General features: G+C 62.6%; 16 protein-coding genes. 13 read left to right on the top strand and 3 right to left on the bottom strand.

Translation table 11 applies throughout. The features are described 5' to 3' along the window. Positions 1-48 precede the first annotated feature (48 nt). Positions 49-1,731, top strand: coding sequence for a long-chain-fatty-acid--CoA ligase (locus AC3RCJ_RS28090; RefSeq protein ID WP_492957520.1), 1,683 nt, complete (start codon positions 49-51; stop codon positions 1,729-1,731). Here AC3RCJ_RS28090 and AC3RCJ_RS28085 read toward each other — a convergent pair. Further along, positions 1,728-2,900: an acyltransferase family protein gene (locus tag AC3RCJ_RS28085; protein ID WP_492957518.1), complete on the bottom strand. Its 1,173-nt coding sequence runs from the start codon at positions 2,898-2,900 to the stop codon at positions 1,728-1,730. The two genes, AC3RCJ_RS28090 and AC3RCJ_RS28085, sit on opposite strands and share 4 nt — an antisense overlap. A gap of 155 nt (positions 2,901-3,055) precedes the next feature. On the opposite strand from AC3RCJ_RS28085, the gene AC3RCJ_RS28080 reads away from it, so the two are divergent. Next, the gene (locus AC3RCJ_RS28080; protein WP_492957516.1) at positions 3,056-3,922 is read left to right on the top strand and encodes a LytR/AlgR family response regulator transcription factor; all 867 of its coding nucleotides are present in this window, start codon (positions 3,056-3,058) and stop codon (positions 3,920-3,922) included. Here the strand turns inward: AC3RCJ_RS28080 and AC3RCJ_RS28075 are convergent. Next, complete coding sequence (locus AC3RCJ_RS28075; RefSeq protein ID WP_492957514.1) at positions 3,919-5,511, bottom strand: alkaline phosphatase D family protein; 1,593 nt, start codon at positions 5,509-5,511, stop codon at positions 3,919-3,921. The genes AC3RCJ_RS28080 and AC3RCJ_RS28075 overlap by 4 nt on opposite strands. A 30-nt stretch (positions 5,512-5,541) precedes the next feature. Continuing rightward, complete coding sequence (locus AC3RCJ_RS28070) at positions 5,542-5,907, bottom strand: acyl-CoA thioesterase (RefSeq protein ID WP_226939493.1); 366 nt, start codon at positions 5,905-5,907, stop codon at positions 5,542-5,544. Positions 5,908-6,043: 136 nt separating this feature from the next. Between AC3RCJ_RS28070 and AC3RCJ_RS28065 the strand changes: the two genes are divergently transcribed. From AC3RCJ_RS28065 to AC3RCJ_RS28015, 11 genes are all read left to right on the top strand, one after another. Continuing rightward, positions 6,044-7,894: an ABCB family ABC transporter ATP-binding protein/permease gene (locus AC3RCJ_RS28065; protein ID WP_492957512.1), complete on the top strand. Its 1,851-nt coding sequence runs from the start codon at positions 6,044-6,046 to the stop codon at positions 7,892-7,894. A gap of 196 nt (positions 7,895-8,090) precedes the next feature. Next, positions 8,091-9,047 (top strand): amino acid ABC transporter substrate-binding protein, encoded by a 957-nt coding sequence (locus AC3RCJ_RS28060; RefSeq protein ID WP_070220709.1) that lies wholly within the window; start codon positions 8,091-8,093, stop codon positions 9,045-9,047. Positions 9,048-9,143: 96 nt separating this feature from the next. Next, positions 9,144-9,893 (top strand): amino acid ABC transporter permease, encoded by a 750-nt coding sequence (locus tag AC3RCJ_RS28055; RefSeq protein ID WP_492957509.1) that lies wholly within the window; start codon positions 9,144-9,146, stop codon positions 9,891-9,893. 1 nt (position 9,894) lies between these two features. After that, on the top strand, positions 9,895-10,587 hold the full coding sequence (locus tag AC3RCJ_RS28050; protein ID WP_492957507.1) for an amino acid ABC transporter permease: 693 nt from the start codon (positions 9,895-9,897) through the stop codon (positions 10,585-10,587). A 19-nt stretch (positions 10,588-10,606) separates the two neighbouring features. Next, positions 10,607-11,332 (top strand): amino acid ABC transporter ATP-binding protein, encoded by a 726-nt coding sequence (locus tag AC3RCJ_RS28045; RefSeq protein ID WP_071075164.1) that lies wholly within the window; start codon positions 10,607-10,609, stop codon positions 11,330-11,332. Positions 11,333-11,360: 28 nt separating this feature from the next. Beyond that, entirely contained in the window at positions 11,361-12,818 is a 1,458-nt protein-coding gene (locus tag AC3RCJ_RS28040) for an amidohydrolase family protein (protein WP_492957504.1), read from the top strand. A 149-nt stretch (positions 12,819-12,967) separates the two neighbouring features. Beyond that, a complete protein-coding gene (pyrC, locus tag AC3RCJ_RS28035; protein WP_492957502.1) occupies positions 12,968-14,020 on the top strand; it encodes a dihydroorotase in 1,053 nt (350 codons plus the stop codon). Between the two features lie 6 nt (positions 14,021-14,026). Beyond that, on the top strand, positions 14,027-14,842 hold the full coding sequence (locus AC3RCJ_RS28030) for a DUF3025 domain-containing protein (protein WP_492957500.1): 816 nt from the start codon (positions 14,027-14,029) through the stop codon (positions 14,840-14,842). Positions 14,843-14,845: 3 nt separating this feature from the next. Then, complete coding sequence (locus AC3RCJ_RS28025; protein ID WP_492957498.1) at positions 14,846-15,835, top strand: Gfo/Idh/MocA family protein; 990 nt, start codon at positions 14,846-14,848, stop codon at positions 15,833-15,835. Positions 15,836-15,848: 13 nt separating this feature from the next. Next, positions 15,849-17,063 (top strand): MFS transporter, encoded by a 1,215-nt coding sequence (locus AC3RCJ_RS28020; protein ID WP_492957496.1) that lies wholly within the window; start codon positions 15,849-15,851, stop codon positions 17,061-17,063. Beyond that, the gene (locus AC3RCJ_RS28015) at positions 17,063-17,188 is read left to right on the top strand and encodes a hypothetical protein (RefSeq protein WP_492957494.1); all 126 of its coding nucleotides are present in this window, start codon (positions 17,063-17,065) and stop codon (positions 17,186-17,188) included. Before AC3RCJ_RS28020 ends, AC3RCJ_RS28015 begins: the two co-directional genes overlap by 1 nt. Positions 17,189-17,299 lie beyond the last annotated feature (111 nt).

The raw sequence follows: 17,299 nt of genomic DNA, 5'->3' as shown, positions 1-17,299 counted from the left end.
TGGATGCGCCAGGAGGCGCATCCCTTTTACAGATAAAGATGAGGCGAGATGGACAAGATTTGGTTGAAGTCATACCCGGACGGCGTTCCCGCAGAGATAGACTGCACGCAGTATCGTTCCGTGACACATTTGCTGGAAGAGTCCTTCCATAAATATGCGGACCGCAATGCCTTTGTGTGCATGGATAAATTCCTCACCTACCGCGAGCTCGACAGGCTGTCGCTGCAAATGGGTGCCTGGCTGCAAAGCAAGGGCTTGAAAACGGGCGCGCGCGTGGCGATCATGCTGCCCAATGTGCTGCAGTATCCGGTGGCCATGGCGGCAATTTTGCGTGCCGGCTACACGGTCGTGAACGTCAATCCGCTGTACACGCCGCGTGAATTGCAGCACCAGCTGATCGACTCGGGCAGCGAAGCCATCATCGTGCTGGAAAACTTTGCCACCACGGTCGAGCAGGTGCTGCCGCATACCCAGGTCAAGCACGTGATCGTCGCCACCATGGGCGACTTGCTGGGTGGCTTGAAGGGCACCATCGTTAACTTTGTCGTGCGCAAGATCAAGAAAATGGTGCCCGCGTTTTCCTTGCCGGGCGCCATCAGCTTCAACAAGATGCTGGCCGAGGGCGCGCGCCTGACTCTGACGCCGGTGCAGCAGGGGCATGACGATATCGTCTTCCTGCAATACACGGGCGGTACGACGGGCGTGTCGAAAGGCGCAATGTTGTTGCATCGCAATGTGATTGCCAACGTGCTGCAAAACGAGGCGTGGATGTCGCCCGTGATGACGCCTGAAATGCGCGCCACCTCGATGGGCTTCATGTGCGCCTTGCCCCTGTATCACATCTATTCGCTGACGGTCAGCGCCCTGATGGGCATGCGCCTGGGCGGCATGAGCGTGCTGATCCCCAACCCGCGCGACATTCCCGGTTTCGTCAAGGAATTGTCCAAGCACAAGATCGTCGTTTTCCCGGCCGTCAATACCTTGTACAACGCGCTGCTGAACAATGCCGAGTTTGCCAAGCTCGATTTCTCCAGCTACAAGGTGTGCAATGGCGGCGGCATGGCCCTGCAGCGCAACGTGGCCGAACGCTGGCTGAAACTGACGGGCTGTCCGCTGATCGAAGGCTATGGCATGTCGGAAACGTCGCCCGTGGTGACGGGCAACCGCGTCGATATCACGGAATTCACGGGCACCATCGGCTTGCCTTTCCCGTCGACGGAAGTGGCGATTCTCAACGACGACGGCGTGGAAGTGGCGCTGGGCGAGCCGGGCGAAATCGCCGTGCGCGGCCCGCAAGTGATGGCCGGATATTGGCAGCGTCCGGACGAGACGGCCAAGTCGATGACGGCGGACGGTTACTTCAAGACGGGCGACGTGGGCGTCATGGACGAGCGTGGCTATGTGAAGATTGTCGACCGCAAGAAAGACATGATCATCGTCTCCGGCTTCAATGTGTATCCGAACGAGGTGGAAGACGTGGTCTCGTCCTGCCCGGGCGTGCTGGAATGCGCCTGCATCGGCGTGCCGGACGCTAACTCGGGCGAAGCCGTGAAAGTGTTTGTCGTGCGCAAGGATCCGACCCTGACGGTGGAACAGATCCGCGAGCATTGCAAGCATGAATTGACGGCCTACAAGAAACCGAAATACATCGAGTTCCGCGATGAATTGCCGAAAACCAACGTCGGCAAGATCTTGCGCCGTCAATTGCGCGACGAAAAGAAAGCCGCTTAATTCGCCGGCAAGGCGGTGTCCGTCACCACGGCTTGCCGTGGCCGGGCGGGCAGGCCGAAGCAGGGGCGCAGCCAGTGCACCTTGCTGATCACCAGCGACGTGCCCAGCCAGCAAATGGCCACCGTGCCGGCCAGGACCAGCAGCGGTTCGAGCACGGGGCCCAGCTTCAAGGGCACCAGCCAGTAGGCCAGCAGCACGATCGCGCTCTGGTGCAGTATGTACCAGGGAAAGACGGCCTGGCGCGCCCATGGCAGCCAGGCAAACGGGCGGTTCAATAGCGTATGCGACCAGCCCAGGATGGCGCAGATGGCCAGCCACATGTACAGCTTGCGCATGGGCCAGGAGCCGAACGAGGCCCAGGTCAGCAGATTCTCCGAATATATCTGGTCGAAAAACATGTACACGGCAAACGCGCCCAGGCCCAGCCACAGCGTATGCCAGCGCAGCCGCGCCAGTTCGCCCCATAAACCCTTGTCATTGCCCAGCCACCAGCCATACACGAACAGCGTGAAATACAGGGCGTGCGCGTACCAGTCGCCCACCAGCGCATGGGTTTCCGGGTAAGGCATTTTCAGCAGCGCCATGGCCGCCAGGGGCGGCAGCGCCGGCAGGACCAGCAGACGCCAGCCGCGCAGGCGCCGGAAGTACGGTTGCATCCGCTCCAGCAGCGGCTGCAGCGCCACCAGCACGACGATGTACAGCAGCAGGTACACCAGGTACCACAGATGATTCCATGTAAAACCATATTGCCAGCCTGCAAATGCGCCGGCCGGCCAGGCGTAACCGCCAAAGTAATGGAGCAGAAACTGCCCATAGCCAGGCTCGATCAGGCCCTTGCTGACACCTTCGCAGTAGGGCTGGATGGGAATGATGACGGCCATGCCGAACAGCAGCGGCAACAGCAAGCGCTTGACCCTGCGCCACAGGAAGGCGCCGCGTGCGTGCTGCGTCATCATGGCGCACGAGACGCCGGAAATGAGGAAGACGATTTCCATGCGCCAGCGGTTGATGAAGAGCAGCGGCATGTTCAAGGCGTCGGTGGCATAGCTGCTGTGCATGTGAAAATTCCAGCCATCCATGTACACGAGGGCGGTGTGATAGACAATCAGCAGGCTGAAGACAAGAAAGCGCAGGGCGTCGATATCGTGACGGCGGGAGTCGTGGTTCATGATCGGAGGCGAGTGGTGAAGGAAGTCCCAGCATAGGCATGGCCTGGGCTAGGGGCCACTGGCAAGTGACCAGCGGACAGCTGGCTGTGACAAAAAGCGGATCTGGGACGGCGCAGGGACGTTACAATCGTGCAACTAATTCATCCACTGACACCATGGCCGTTTCCTCCACCGACCTGTTGCAACGTTATCAACGCTGGCGCCGCGTGGCCGAACCCGGATTCTGGATCGTGCTGACCCTGATGCAGGCCAGCGTGAACAGCTGGCTGGCGTGGATCGACCTGCAGCGCACCGGAGTCGATACGGCATTCTGGGAAGTGGCCGTGTGGGAATGGAGCAGCAATCTTGTGCTGCTGGCGCTGGTGCCCGTGGTGATCCTGGCGGAGCAGTACCGGCCGCTGCACCTGGTGTTCCAGCGCCAGAACTTGCGCTGGCACCTGGCCGCTTCGCTCGTCTACAGCCTGGTACATGTAGCGGCCATGGTGGCCTTGCGCAAGCTGGCGTACTGGAGCCAGGGCAGCCACTATGATTTCGGCGCCTGGTGGCGCGAGCTGCCCTATGAATACCTGAAAGATGTGCGTGCTTATTTCCTGGTCTTGCTGGCGGTGGGATTTTACCGCTTGCTGCTGATGCGCTGGCAAGGCGAGGCGACCCTGCTGGGCGAACCCGATGAAGGCCCGGCGGTGGAGCCGGTGCAGCAGCCGGAACGCTTCCTGGTGCGCAAGCTGGGCAAGGATTTTCTGCTGCCCGCCGTTGAGATCGAATGGATACAAGCCTGGGGCAATTATGTGAATTTGCACGTGCGCGGCCACGACTATCCCTTGCGCTCGACCATGGCCGCCATCGAGCGCCGCCTCGACGGCAAGCGCTTTGTGCGCGTGCACCGCAGCTATATCGTCAATCTTGATTTCGTACAAGCCATCGTACCGCTGGAATCGGGCGATGCGCGCGCCGTGCTGTCCACGGGTGGGGACGTGCCCGTGAGCCGGCGCTACCGCGAGGCCTTGAAAAGTATCTGCTAGGTGGGCTGCAGGCCGGCTTTGCCGTCGTGGACGGTAAAACTGGCCAGTGTCGCGATGGTAGAAGTGCTGTCGCGCACGTTCTCCAAACCCTGGAACAGGGTCGTGGTTTTCTCTGGCGTGATTTCCATCAACATATAGCCGCGCTTGTCGCTGCGTCCGTAGCGGATGTGCGGATTCATCGCCACGTACTGGTCCGTGCGCGCCTGCGGGCGGGAACTGGACGTGATTGAGGTACCGCAAAACTCGGTGGCCAGCACGGGATTATCCTTGCTGTCGGGGCGCATGGCATTGCGGCGCAGTTCCGTCGCATAAAACGTGTGCACGTCGCCCGACAGCACCAGCGGGTTGCTGGCCTGGCTGCTGCGCAGGGCGTCGAGCAGGTGCTGGCGTGCCAGCGGATAGCCATCCCAGCCATCGGTCCAGACGCGCTCGTCGCCGGGCCGCACAATGGGCACCTGGCTCGATTGCGCCATCAGCGTTTGCTGGGCCAGGATATTCCAGCGCGCGGGCGAGCTGTCGAGGCCCGCCTGCAGCCAGCGCTGCTGCTCCTCGCCCAGCATGGTGCGCTCCGGTTTGCGCAGGTCGGGACAATTGCGCGTGGTGACGGAATTGGAGCCGCCGCGCCCGGGCTTGCTGCAGGCTTGGTAGGCGCGGTATTGCCGGTCGTCCAGCACGTGGAAGCGTGCCAGCCGGCCCCAGTCGTAGCGCTGGTAGATGCGCATGTCGACAAAGCCCCTTCTGCCCAGCGGCAGCAGGCGCAGCGGCATGTGTTCATAAAACGCCTGGTAGGCGGCCGCGCGGCGCTGCAAAAAGGCGGGTGTCAGTAGTTCGTCACGGTCGTTGCCGTAATCGTTGGCCACTTCATGGTCATCCCAGGTGACGATCCACGGCGCGGCCAGGTGCGCGCCCTGCAAATCCCGGTCGCTCTTGTATTGCGCATAGCGGGCGCGGTACTCGTCCAGAGTGAAACTTTCATGCGTGCGCACGGCGCGGCCCGGGTGCTGCAGCTGGTACGGCCCCCATTCATAGATGTAGTCACCGAGGAAGGCCACCAGGTCGGGCGCGGCCGCGGCGATATGCCGGTGCGCCGCATACGTGCCGAATTCCCAGTGCTGGCACGAGGCGACGGCCAGTTTCAGCGAAGCGGGCAAGCTATCGGCGGCGGGCGCCGTGCGCGTGCGGCCCACGGGGCTGACGGCGTCGCCCAGCATGAAGCGGTACCAGTACCAGCGTCCGGGCGCCAGGCCGCCCACGTCGACGTGCACGCTGTGCGCGAGGGCCGGCGTGGCCGTCGTTTGCCCCTTGGCGGCGATGCGCCGGAAAGCTTCATCTTCGGCCACTTCCCAGCGCACGTTCAGGGCGATGGCGGGCGTGGCGGCCGACTGCAGCGGGTCGTAGCAGATGCGCGTCCACAGCACCACGGCGTCGGGCAAGGGCGAGCCGGAGGCGACGCCGAGCGCAAACGGATAGCCCGTGCCATTCAAGCGCGTGGCGGCGCTCGCGCTGGAACCGGACAGCGCGCTGCCGACGGCGGCCAGCGCACCGATGCGGGCTGCACTGAGCAGGAAGATGCGGCGCTGGCTATCCATGCCGTCTGAAACGTGGGATTAATACGACAATCAAGACGCCAATAAGGTCTCGATGGGCGGCACCTTGCGCGGCTTGCGGTCGGAGTCCGTCGCCACATAGATCAGGGTCGCTTCCGTGACTTTCACGATGCACGCCTGCAGGCGGTTGCGCTCGGCATATACTTCCACGTTAACGGTGATCGAGGTATTGCCGACCTTGACGATATCGGCGTAGAAGGACAGTAGATCGCCGACGAACACGGGGTTTTTGAAGACGAAGGAATTGACGGCGATGGTGGCGACACGGCCGTTGGCGCGCCGCGTGGCCGGCAGCGAGCCGGCGATATCGACCTGCGCCATGATCCAGCCGCCGAAGACGTCGCCGTACACATTGGCGTCGGACGGCGCGGGCATCATGCGCAGTTCGGGCATTTTTCCGGCGGGCAGGCCGGAGGCGAGGCAGTTGTCGGGACGGTCGGGGGAGGTGCTCATCTTTTATTCTCATGAAAGGCTACAATTGCTGCGATTGAACCATAAAAAGCCGACCTTCGCCATGCGCCGTTCCCAGACTCCCCCTCCGCCCCGCTCGCCAGCTTCCGCCAGCCACAGCGATTTCGCCACTATCAAGACCTTGCTGCCGTACCTGTGGGTCTACAAATGGCGAGTATTGCTGGCGCTGCTATGCCTGGTCGGCGCCAAGCTGGCCAACGTGGGCGTGCCCCTGATCCTGAAAAAACTCGTCGACGCCATGACCATCACGGCGGCCCACCCGCAAGCGCTGCTGGTGCTGCCCGTCGGCTTGCTGGTGGCGTATGGCTTGCTGCGTTTGTCGACCACCTTGTTTACGGAACTGCGCGAATTCCTGTTCGCCCGGGTCACGCAGCGGGCCGTGCGCACCATCGCCCTGCAAGTGTTCCGCCACCTGCATGCGCTGTCCCTGCGTTTTCATTTGAACCGCCAGACGGGCGGCATGACGCGCGATATCGAACGGGGCACGCGCAGCGTCGGTTCGCTCATTTCCTATACCCTGTTCAACATCTTGCCGACGCTGGTGGAAATCACCCTCGTGCTCGGCTATCTGGTCTTGCATTACGATATCTGGTTCACCGTGATCACGGCGGTGGCGCTGGTGTCCTACATCGCGTTTACCGTGCTGGTGACGAACTGGCGCACGCATTTCCGCCGCACCATGAACGAACTCGATTCAAAGGCGAATACCAAGGCCATCGATTCGCTGATCAACTATGAAACCGTGAAATATTTCGGCAACGAGGATTACGAAGCGAAGCGCTACGACGAAGGCTTGCAGCGCTACGAATCGGCCGCCGTGAAATCGCAGACTTCCTTGTCCTTGCTCAATACGGGCCAGTCCTTGATCATCGCCACGGCCGTGACATTGATCCTGTGGCGCGCCACCGTGGGCGTGATCGCCGGCACGATGACCCTGGGCGACCTGGTGCTGGTGAACGCCTTCATGATCCAGTTGTATATTCCCCTCAATTTCCTGGGCGTCATCTACCGCGAAATCAAGCAAAGCCTGGCCGACATGGAGCGTCTGTTTTCCCTGCTGAACGAAAACCGCGAAATCGCCGATACGCCGGACGCCAGGCCGCTCGTCACGCGCGGTGCGGCCGTGCGTTTCGCGCATGTGGATTTCAGCTATGAAGCCAAGCGGCAAATCCTGTTCGACGTGGATTTCCAGATACCGGCCGGCACCACCACGGCCGTGGTGGGCCACAGCGGCTCGGGCAAGTCGACCTTGTCGCGTTTGCTGTTCCGTTTCTATGAAGTCGATGGCGGGGGCATCACCATCGATGGCCAGGACTTGCGCAATATCACGCAGGATTCCCTGCGCGCCGCCATCGGCATCGTGCCGCAGGATACGGTCTTGTTCAACGACACCATCGAATACAACATCGCCTATGGCAAGCCGGGCGCCAGCAAGGACGCCATCGTGGCGGCGGCCAAGGCCGCATCGATCCATGATTTTATTGAAAGCTTGCCCGATGGCTACAATTCCATGGTGGGCGAGCGGGGCTTGAAACTGTCGGGCGGCGAAAAGCAGCGCGTGGCCATCGCCCGCACCTTGCTGAAAGACCCGGCCATCCTGATATTCGATGAAGCCACCTCGGCGCTCGATTCGAAGGCCGAGCAGGCGATCCAGTCGCAGCTGAAGGAGATCGCCAAAAACCGCACCACCTTGGTCATTGCGCACCGGCTGTCGACGGTGGCCGATGCCCAGCAAATCCTGGTGCTCGACCATGGCCGCATCGTCGAGCGTGGCACGCATCCGCAATTGCTGGTGCTTGATGGCCTGTATGCGCAGATGTGGCAACGCCAGCAGGCGAATCGGGACGATGAGGCGGAAGAGGAAGAGTTGGCGGGGCTGGCGCCGGCAAAATAAATCGGCGGGGGACAATCAGTAGGAAAAATGCTACAGCCGCGCCGATTCCGGCGCGCGTATAGCGCCTATTTGACGGCAATCGCAGAAAACGGCTGGTTCGGCGCTGAAAATGAAATAAAATTAATTCCATTGGTGGCGTTTGCACCACAGTTGTTTCGTCCGGCTTTGTATCCGGTTTGTCCGTCCAGGAGAATTTATGAAATTGACCAAAATCATCGCCACGCTGCTCAGCGTCGGCGTCATCAGCAGCATGTCGCCAGTCCAGGCTCAGGAATTGACCGGCACCTTGGCCAAGATCAAGAAAGCCGGTTCCGTCACCCTCGGCGTGCGCGACGGCTCCGTGCCCTTCTCCTATCTCGATGACAAGCAGCAATACCAGGGTTACTCGATCGACCTGTGCATGAAAGTCGTCACGGCCCTGCAAAAGCACCTGGGCATGAGCGAACTGAAAGTGGTGATGAGTCCCGTCACCTCGGCCAACCGCATTCCGCTGATGGCCAACGGCACCATCGACCTCGAATGCGGCTCGACGACGAACAACCTGGAGCGCCAGCAGCAGGTGGCATTCGCCCCGACCATGTTCGTCATCGGCAACCGCGTGCTGTCGAAAAAATCCTCGAACATCAAGACCCTGGAAGACTTGCGCGGCAAGACCCTGGTGGCCACGGCCGGCACGTCGACCATCAAGCAGATGACGATACTGAACAAGGAAAAGAACCTGGGCATGACGATTGCCGTCGGCAAGGATCATCCTGAGTCCTTCCTGATGCTGGAAACGGGTCGCGCGGTGGCCGAAGCCAACGACGACATCCTGCTGGCGTCGCAAGTGGCCAACTCGAAAAACCCGAACGACTACGAAATCACCAAGGAAGCGCTGTCCGTCGAGCCGTACGGCATCATGCTGCGCAAGGGCGACCCGGCCTTCAAGAAAGTGGTCGACGACGCGCTGATCCGCCTGTACAAGAGCGACGACATCAACCGCATCTACGCGAAATGGTTTACCTCGCCAATTCCGCCGAAAAACATCAACCTGAAATTCCCCATGCCGCCGCAATTGAAGGCCGTGTTTGCCAATCCGACCGACTCCGGTGACCCGGCCGCCTATGCGGCCGTGCCCGAGGCGCAGAAGACTTCGGACAAACGGAAAAAATAACAAGAATGCGTAAAAAACCGGGAGGCGCAAGCCTCCCGTTTCAATTGCGGGGCAGGCGGCTGGCCGCTGTCCTTGGGCTGCACGGGAAGGATGATCATGAACTACAACTGGAATTGGCGCATTTTCTGGGAGATGTCTCCCGATGGCGTGGGCACGTATATGGACACCTTGTGGTCCGGCCTGGTCTGGACCCTGGCCACGGCCGGTGCGGCCTGGATCATGGCCTTGATATTGGGCCTGGTGATCGGCACCGTGCGCACCCTGCCGAACAAATGGCTGGTGGGCGTGGCCAATGCGTATGTGGAATTGTTCCGCAATGTGCCGCTGCTGGTGCAGATGTTCCTCTGGTATTTCGTCATGCCGGAACTGCTGCCGCCTGAGCTGGGCGCTTGGGTCAAGTCGCTGCCGAATGCGCCGTTCGTCACGGCCGTGCTGTGCCTGGGATTCTTTACCTCCTCGCGCGTGGCCGTGCAGGTGACGACGGGCATCGAGGCGCTGCCGCGCGGGCAGAAACTGGCCGGCACGGCGCTGGGCCTGACCCTGCCGCAAACCTACCGTTTCATCTTGCTGCCGATGGCCGCGCGCGTCATCATGCCGCCGCTGACCAGCGAGTTTTTGAACATCATCAAGAACAGTTCCGTGGCATTGACCATCGGCCTGATCGAACTGACGGCCAGCGCGCGCGCCATCCAGGAATTCTCGTTCCAAGTGTTCGAGGCGTTTTCGGCCGCCACCATCATCTACGTCGTCGTCAACCTGCTGGTGGTGGTGCTGATGCACCTGATCGAGAAAAAGGTCGCCATCCCGGGCTTCATCGTCGCCGGCGCCAAGACGGGAGGACACTGATATGTTCGGTAATTTCGACTTCGATGTCATCTCCCGCTCATGGGTCTACCTGTTCCAGACCGGCATGGTCTTCACCCTGAAACTGACGGCGCTGGCCATGGTCGGCGGCATCGTGCTGGGCACCCTGCTGGCGCTGATGCGCCTGTCCAGCAACCGCCTCATCTCGGGCGTGGCGTCGAGCTACGTCAACCTGATACGCTCGATCCCGCTGGTGTTGGTGATCTTCTGGTTCTACTTCCTGGTGCCGTATATCGCCGCCTGGATCATCGGCGCCAACGAGCCCGTGAAAGTGGGCGCGTTTTCTTCCGCGCTGATCACCTTCATCATGTTCGAGGCGGCCTATTATTGCGAGATCATGCGCAGCGGCATACAGTCGATTCCGCGCGGCCAGGTGTGGGCCGGCCAGGCGCTGGGCATGAATTACCGGCAGACCATGGGCAGCATCGTGCTGCCGCAAGCCTTCCGCAACATGATTCCCGTGCTGCTGACGCAAACCATCGTGCTGTTCCAGGACGTGTCGCTCGTGTACGTGCTGTCGATCCCCGATTTCGTCGGCGCCGCCTCGAAGATCGCGCAGCGCGACGGCCGCCTGGTGGAGATGTACGTGTTTGTCGCCGTCGTGTATTTCGTGCTGTGCTATGCCTTGTCGTTCCTGGTAAAACGCCTGCAGAAACGCGTCGCCATCATTCGCTAACCGTAAAAGAAAGAACAAGATGATCGAACTCAATAACGTCAGCAAATGGTATGGCCAATTCCAGGTCCTGACCGACTGCACCACCAAGGTCGCCAAGGGCGACGTGATGGTCATTTGCGGCCCGTCCGGCTCCGGCAAGTCGACCCTGATCAAGACCGTCAACGGCCTCGAACCGATACAGCAGGGGCAGATCATCGTCGATGGCATCACCGTCAACGATCCGAAAACGAATTTGTCGAAACTGCGCGCGCGCATCGGCATGGTGTTCCAGAATTTCGAGCTGTTCCCGCATTTGTCCATCCGCGAAAACCTCACCATCGGCCAGATCAAGGTGCTGGGGCGCAGCGCCGACGAAGCCAATGCCAAGGGCTTGAAATACCTGGACCGCGTGGGCCTGCTGTCGCAGCAGGATAAATTCCCGGGCCAGCTGTCGGGCGGCCAGCAGCAGCGCGTGGCCATCGCCCGCGCGCTGTCGATGGACCCGATCGCCATGCTGTTCGACGAGCCGACATCGGCGCTCGACCCGGAGATGATCAACGAAGTGCTCGACGTGATGGTGGGCCTGGCGCAGGAAGGCATGACGATGATGGTCGTCACCCACGAAATGGGCTTTGCCCGGCGCGTGGCGAACCGCATCGTCTTCATGGACCAGGGCAAGATCATCGAAGATTGCAGCAAGGATGACTTCTTCAACACGACGCGCTCGGACCGGGCGCGCGATTTCCTCGCCAAGATCATCCATTAACCTTCCATCACCTTGAAGTCGAGTACGCATGCCTGACATGAAACACATCGCCGGCGCCATGCTGGCGCTGGGCCTGCTGGCCCATGCCCACGCGGCCGACAGGATCGCCGTCGACATCGCCCTGCGCGACGCCACCCTGATCGACGTGGCCGGTGGCCTCGCCGTCAAGGGCCAGACCGTGCTGCTCAAGGGCGACAGCATCGTCGCCGTCATCGATGACGCGCAGCTGCGCAGTTACGCGCCGAAACAGACCATCCGCCTGCCCGGCAAATACCTGATGCCCGGCCTGTGGGATACGCACGTGCATTTCGGCGGCGGCCCCGAGCTGATCGACGAGAACAAGCAGTTGCTGCCCTTGTACCTGGCGCACGGCATCACCACGGTGCGCGACTGCTCGGGCGACCTGCCCGACACGGTGCTGGCCTGGCGCCGGCAGATCAATGCGGGCCAGCTGGAAGGTCCGACGATCTTTACCTCTGGCGCCAAGCTCGAAGGCCTCAAGCCGCTGTGGAAGGGCACCATCGAAGTGGGCACGCCGCAGGAAGTGACGCACGCGCTGGACGGCCTGCAGGCGCAGCAGGTCGACTTCGTGAAGATCACGGAAAACACCCTGAAGCCGGAGCTGTACCTGGAAGCGCTGCGCCAGGCGCGCGAACGGGGCATGCGCACTTCGGGCCATATTCCCGTGCAGCTGACCCTGGAGCAGATGGCCGATGCTGGCCTGGGCACCATCGAACATCAATCGTACCTGCTGCGCGCCACCACGCCGCGCGAGCAGGAACTGACGGCCAAGGTGGCAGCCGGCGCGATCACGGGCAGGGAGGCCATGCGCGAAAGCCTGCAAAGCTATGACGAGCCGACGGCGCGCAAGGCCTTCAGCTATCTGGCCGCGCGCGGCACGGCCATCGTGCCGACCCTGTGGGGTTCTCGCGTGACGGCGTACCTGGACCGCGAAGACCACACGCACGATCCTGCCCTGCAATACATCGGCAAGGGCTTGCGCGCCACCTACGACTGGCGCGTGCAGCGCGCCGCCAAGGATGGCCCGGATGCGATCGCCCAGCGCCATGCGCAGTTCGAGCAATCGGCAAAGCTGCTGCCCATTTTGCAGCGGCAGGGCGTGAGCATCATCGCCGGCACCGATGCGGGCTTCTTGAATTCCTTCGACTATCCGGGCCAGGCCCTGCACGACGAGATCGGCCTGTACGTGCAGTACGGCTTGACGCCGCAGCAAGCCTTGCAGTCGGCCGTCATCAACGGCCCCCGTTTCCTGGGCAAGCTGGAACGTTACGGCAGCGTGGCGGCCGGCAAGGCGGCCGATTTGCTGGTGCTTGACGCCAATCCGCTGCAGGACATCGGCGCCACGCGCCAGATCCGCCTGGTGGTCAGCCGTGGCCATGTGTATGACCGCGCCAAGCTGGACCAGATGCTGGCCGACATTCGCGCCTGGGTGGCGAAGCAGGAGACGGCGCCGGCCAAGTCCTGATGCTCTTCGTTCTGATGCCACGAGCGGCCGGTTGATACCGGCCGTTTTGCCATCCGACAGCCGGCATGCACCGGCTCTCCCGGTCGGCGGGACGGTCCTGCGGCTGGTAAAATGGTGCTATCCGCAATGACCGCCTGAGAGCAGCCGCCATGTCCACACCCGATCACACCCCAGATTCCATCACCATCACCCGTCCAGACGACTGGCATTTGCACCTGCGCGATGGTGCCGTCATGGCCAGCGTGCTGCCGCACAGCGCGCGCCAGTTCGGCCGCGCCATCGTCATGCCGAACCTGAAGCCGCCCGTCACCACCACGGCCGATGCCAGCGCCTACCGCGAGCGCATTTTGGCCGCCGTGCCGGAAGGCGTGAACTTCGATCCGCTGATGGTGCTGTACCTGACGAACAACACCTCGCCCGATGAAATTCGCCGCGCGCAGGACAGCGGCATCGTGCAGGCCGTCAAATTGTATCCGGCCGGCGCCACGACGAATTCCGACCTGGGCGTGACGGACTTGAAGAATTGCTACAAGGTGCTCGAGGTGATGCAGGAAGTGGGCATGCCCTTCCTCGTGCATGGCGAAGTGACGGATCCGGAAATCGACATTTTCGACCGCGAAGCCGTCTTCATCGAGCGCGTGATGCGTCCGCTGCGCAGCGCCTTCCCGGCCCTGTCCGTCGTGTTCGAGCACATCACCACCAAGGATGCGGCGCAATACGTGGCCGAAGCGGAAGGCCCGATCGCCGCCACCATCACGGCGCATCACCTGCTGTACAACCGCAACGAGATTTTCAAGGGCGGCATCCGCCCCCATTACTACTGCCTGCCCATCCTCAAGCGCGAAGAGCACCGCCTGGCCCTGATGACGGCTGCCGCCAGCGGCGACGAGCGCTTCTTCCTCGGTACCGATTCGGCGCCGCACGCGCAAGGCGCCAAGGAAATGGCCTGCGGCTGCGCCGGCTGCTACACGGCCCTGCACGCGATGGAAATGTATGCGGAAGCGTTTGAACGGGCCGGTGCGCTCGATAAACTGGAAGCGTTCGCCAGCTTCCACGGCCCGGCTTTCTACGGCGTGCCGCGCAACACGGACACCATCACCCTGAAGCGTGAAAGCTGGACCTTGCCAGCCTCGCTGCCGCTGGGCGACAGCCACGTGATTCCGCTCAACGCGGGCGAACAGATCAACTGGAAAATGGTCTAAGCGTTCATGCTGCCATCGATAGACTGGACCCGCCCCTGGTTTGCCACGGTGCTGCCGGCGCGACGGCAGCTGGACCTGCAGCGCGACACGGTGATCGCGGCGCTGAACGGACGTGCGCGGACGCTGGACTTGCGCAATTCGTCCGGCTTGCCGCTGGCCTTCGTGCCGCAGGCGGACCTGCCCGAAGGCGTGGCCTACGAGGAGTTCATCGGCGCCACGGGCGGCGTGCCCACGCGCGACAATCTGCACGATTTTTTCAATGCGCTCGTGTGGCTGACCTTCCCCCGCATCAAGCGGCAATTGAATGCACTGCAGGCGGCGCAGATCGCCCTGTCCGGCGTGGGCAAATCGCGCGGGCCGGCACGCGATGGCGCGACGATTTTCGATGAAAATTCCGCCTTGCTGGTGCTGCGCGACAGCGATGCCGGGCGCGCACTGGAAGCGGCGCTGCGCGGACATGACTGGCGCAGCGCGTTCCTTGCGCAGCGCGCGAAGTTTGGCGCCGGCGGCGACGCCGAAGTCTGGTTGTTCGGCCACGCGCTGATGGAAAAACTGGTGGCACCGCGCAAGGCCATCACGGCGCATACGCGCGTGGTCTTTGCCGGCGACGCCTATTTCACGCTGGACGACGCGGCACGCCGCGCCTGGCTGGACGAGCGGGTGGCGCAGGACCTGGCGCAGCAAGGCCTCACCACGGCCGACTTCACGCCGCTGCCCGTGCTTGGCTTGCCTGGCTGGTGCGAAAACCAGGACGACGATTTTTACGATGACGCGGCGGTGTTCCGCCCGAAGCGCAAGGCAGCTGGCGCAGAAAGAGAGTAGAGCATGGAGCATACCGTTCGCTGGGGCATCCTCGGCACCGGCAAGATCGCCCGCGCAATGGCCAATGGCTTGCGCGATGCGCCCGGCGCGCAACTGGTGGCGGTCGCCTCGCGCAGCAGCGCCGGTGCGCAAGCCTTCGGCGCCGAATTCGGCATCGAGCGCTGCCACGGCGCCTACCAGGCGCTGGCTGACGATCCTGGCGTGGACGTGATCTACATCGCCACGCCGCACACCCTGCATGCGGAAAATGCCCTGATGTGCCTGGCCGCCGGCAAGCACGTCGTGTGCGAAAAACCGTTCACGATGAACGCGCGCGAAGCGCAGGCCGTGGTCGACCTGGCGCGCGAGAAAAAACTGTTTTTGATGGAAGCCATGTGGAGCCGCTTCCTGCCCGCCGTGCAGGAAGCGCGGCGCATCATCGCCAGCGGCGAAATCGGCGTGGTGCGGCAGGTGCAGGCCGATATCGGCTTCGTCGCCCATTTCCCGCCCGAGCACCGCATGTTCAATCCGGAACTGGGCGGCGGCGCGCTGCTCGACGTGGGTATTTATCCGCTGTCGATGGCGGCCTTTTTCCTCGGCCCGGTATCGCAGCTGCAGGCACTGGCCGAGCTGGGCGCCACCGGCGTCGATGAGCAGGTGGTGTTTTCCTTGCTGCACGCGGGTGGCGGCACGGCGTCTTGCGCCTGCAGCCTGCGCGCGCAGACACCGACGGAAATGACTATTTCCGGCAGCCTGGGACGCATCCGCCTGCCCAACCGTTTTTACAAGCCGGATCACCTGATCGTCGAAACGCTGGATGGCGAACGCCGCGTCGTCGCCGCGCCGTATCTGGGCAATGGCTACGCGCACGAGGCGATCGAGGCGATGCGCTGCATCCGCGCCGGCCTGCTGGAAAGCCCCGTCATGCCGCCAGCGGAAAGCGTGGCTCTCATGCATAATCTGGACACCATGCGCGGCCAGATCGGTCTCGTTTACCGTGCCGACCAGGCCTAAGCAGGAATCTTCCATGACATTGCACTCTTCCCGTCCCAGCCTGAAAACCGTCCTGATCGCCAGCGGCGTCGTCCTGACCCTGGCGATGGGCGTGCGCCACGGCCTGGGCTTCTGGATGCAGCCGATCTCGCAAGCGAACGGCTGGACGCGCGAAACGTATTCGCTGGCGCTGGCCATGCAAAACCTGATGTGGGGCGTCTTCGGTCCGTTCGCCGGCATGGCGGCCGACCGTTTCGGCACCATGCGCGTCGTTATCGTCGGCGCCATCAGCTACATGGCGGGCCTGGTGTGGATGGCGCTCGTGACGCAGCCCACCCTGTTCATCGTCGGTTCCGGCATCTTCATCGGCCTGGCGCTGGCCTGCACGGCCTTTGGCGCCATCAGCGGCATCATCGGCCGCAGCGCGCCGCCCGAGCAGCGCTCGTGGGCCTTCGGCATCTCGTCGGCGGCCGGCTCGTTCGGCCAATTCCTGATGATGCCGGTGGAGCAGCAGCTGATCTCCGCCGTGGGCTGGCAAAACGCCTTTTATGTGCTGGCCGCGCTGGTGCTGCTGGCGATGATCCCGATGGCCTTCTACCTGCGCGAGCCGCCCGTCTCGCACGCCAGCGGCCCGCAGCAAAGCGTCGGCGCGGCCTTCAGCGAAGCCGTCGCCAGCCGTTCGTTCTGGCTGCTGCTGGCCGGGTATTTTGTCTGCGGTTTCCAGCTGGTCTTCATCGGCGTGCATTTGCCGGCCTACCTGAAGGACCAGGGCCTGATGAATCCGAATGTCGCCGTCACGGCGCTGGCCCTGATCGGCCTGTTCAACATCGTCGGCTCCTACTATGCGGGCAAGCTCGGTGGCAAGATCGCCAAACGCTATCTGCTGTCGGCCATTTACGTGACGCGCGCCGTGGTCATCACCGTGTTCCTGCTGGCGCCCTTGTCGGCGTGGTCCGTGTACCTGTTCGCCGCCGGCATGGGTGTGCTGTGGTTGTCGACGGTGCCGCTGACGAACGGCATCATCGCCGGTATCTTTGGGGTAAAACACCTGTCGATGCTGGCCGGGATGGTGTTCTTCTCGCACCAGGTGGGCAGTTTTCTCGGCGCGTGGCTGGGCGGCTACCTGTACGAGCACCAGGGCAGTTACCACATCGTGTGGATGATCACCATCGGCCTGGGTTTGCTGGCCGCGCTGATTAACCTGCCCATCGACGAGCGCGCCGTCAAGCGCGTGGCGGTGGCCGCGTAATGGCCAGCTGGCGCACGTGGCTATGGCGCCTGTTGGGCGCCGCGCTGCTGGCCATCGTTTTCATGGCCTATCTGCGCCCCGATTTCATGCTCGACCTGGCGAACCGCTTCTGGATGTGCATGTAGGCTGCGCGCGCGCAAGGCCGTTTGCGAAAAGTCGGATTACGCTGGAAGTCGGATTACGCTACGCTAATCCGACCTACCCGGCCTCTCGCGGTGTCTTTTCGCGTAGGTCGG

It is taken from the genome of Janthinobacterium sp. GW822-FHT07H11 (assembly GCF_058798615.1).
Note: the sequence above shows the minus strand (reverse complement) of the source record. Positions and strands in the feature narration are given on the sequence as shown.

Bases quoted from the DNA above. Each gene is read 5' to 3' on its own strand.
- AC3RCJ_RS28030 (WP_492957500.1), top strand. From the start codon at position 14,027: ATGCTGCCATCGATAGACTGGACCCGCCCCTGGTTTGCCACGGTGCTG.
- AC3RCJ_RS28065 (WP_492957512.1), top strand. From the start codon at position 6,044: ATGCGCCGTTCCCAGACTCCCCCTCCGCCCCGCTCGCCAGCTTCCGCC.
- AC3RCJ_RS28080 (WP_492957516.1), top strand. From the start codon at position 3,056: ATGGCCGTTTCCTCCACCGACCTGTTGCAACGTTATCAACGCTGGCGC.
- AC3RCJ_RS28040 (WP_492957504.1), top strand. From the start codon at position 11,361: ATGCCTGACATGAAACACATCGCCGGCGCCATGCTGGCGCTGGGCCTG.
- AC3RCJ_RS28055 (WP_492957509.1), top strand. From the start codon at position 9,144: ATGAACTACAACTGGAATTGGCGCATTTTCTGGGAGATGTCTCCCGAT.
- AC3RCJ_RS28090 (WP_492957520.1), top strand. From the start codon at position 49: ATGGACAAGATTTGGTTGAAGTCATACCCGGACGGCGTTCCCGCAGAG.
- AC3RCJ_RS28050 (WP_492957507.1), top strand. From the start codon at position 9,895: ATGTTCGGTAATTTCGACTTCGATGTCATCTCCCGCTCATGGGTCTAC.
- AC3RCJ_RS28045 (WP_071075164.1), top strand. From the start codon at position 10,607: ATGATCGAACTCAATAACGTCAGCAAATGGTATGGCCAATTCCAGGTC.
- pyrC (WP_492957502.1), top strand. From the start codon at position 12,968: ATGTCCACACCCGATCACACCCCAGATTCCATCACCATCACCCGTCCA.
- AC3RCJ_RS28025 (WP_492957498.1), top strand. From the start codon at position 14,846: ATGGAGCATACCGTTCGCTGGGGCATCCTCGGCACCGGCAAGATCGCC.
- AC3RCJ_RS28060 (WP_070220709.1), top strand. From the start codon at position 8,091: ATGAAATTGACCAAAATCATCGCCACGCTGCTCAGCGTCGGCGTCATC.
- AC3RCJ_RS28070 (WP_226939493.1), bottom strand. From the start codon at position 5,907: ATGATGCCCGCGCCGTCCGACGCCAATGTGTACGGCGACGTCTTCGGC.
- AC3RCJ_RS28075 (WP_492957514.1), bottom strand. From the start codon at position 5,511: ATGGATAGCCAGCGCCGCATCTTCCTGCTCAGTGCAGCCCGCATCGGT.
- AC3RCJ_RS28085 (WP_492957518.1), bottom strand. From the start codon at position 2,900: ATGAACCACGACTCCCGCCGTCACGATATCGACGCCCTGCGCTTTCTT.
- AC3RCJ_RS28020 (WP_492957496.1), top strand. From the start codon at position 15,849: ATGACATTGCACTCTTCCCGTCCCAGCCTGAAAACCGTCCTGATCGCC.
- AC3RCJ_RS28015 (WP_492957494.1), top strand. From the start codon at position 17,063: ATGGCCAGCTGGCGCACGTGGCTATGGCGCCTGTTGGGCGCCGCGCTG.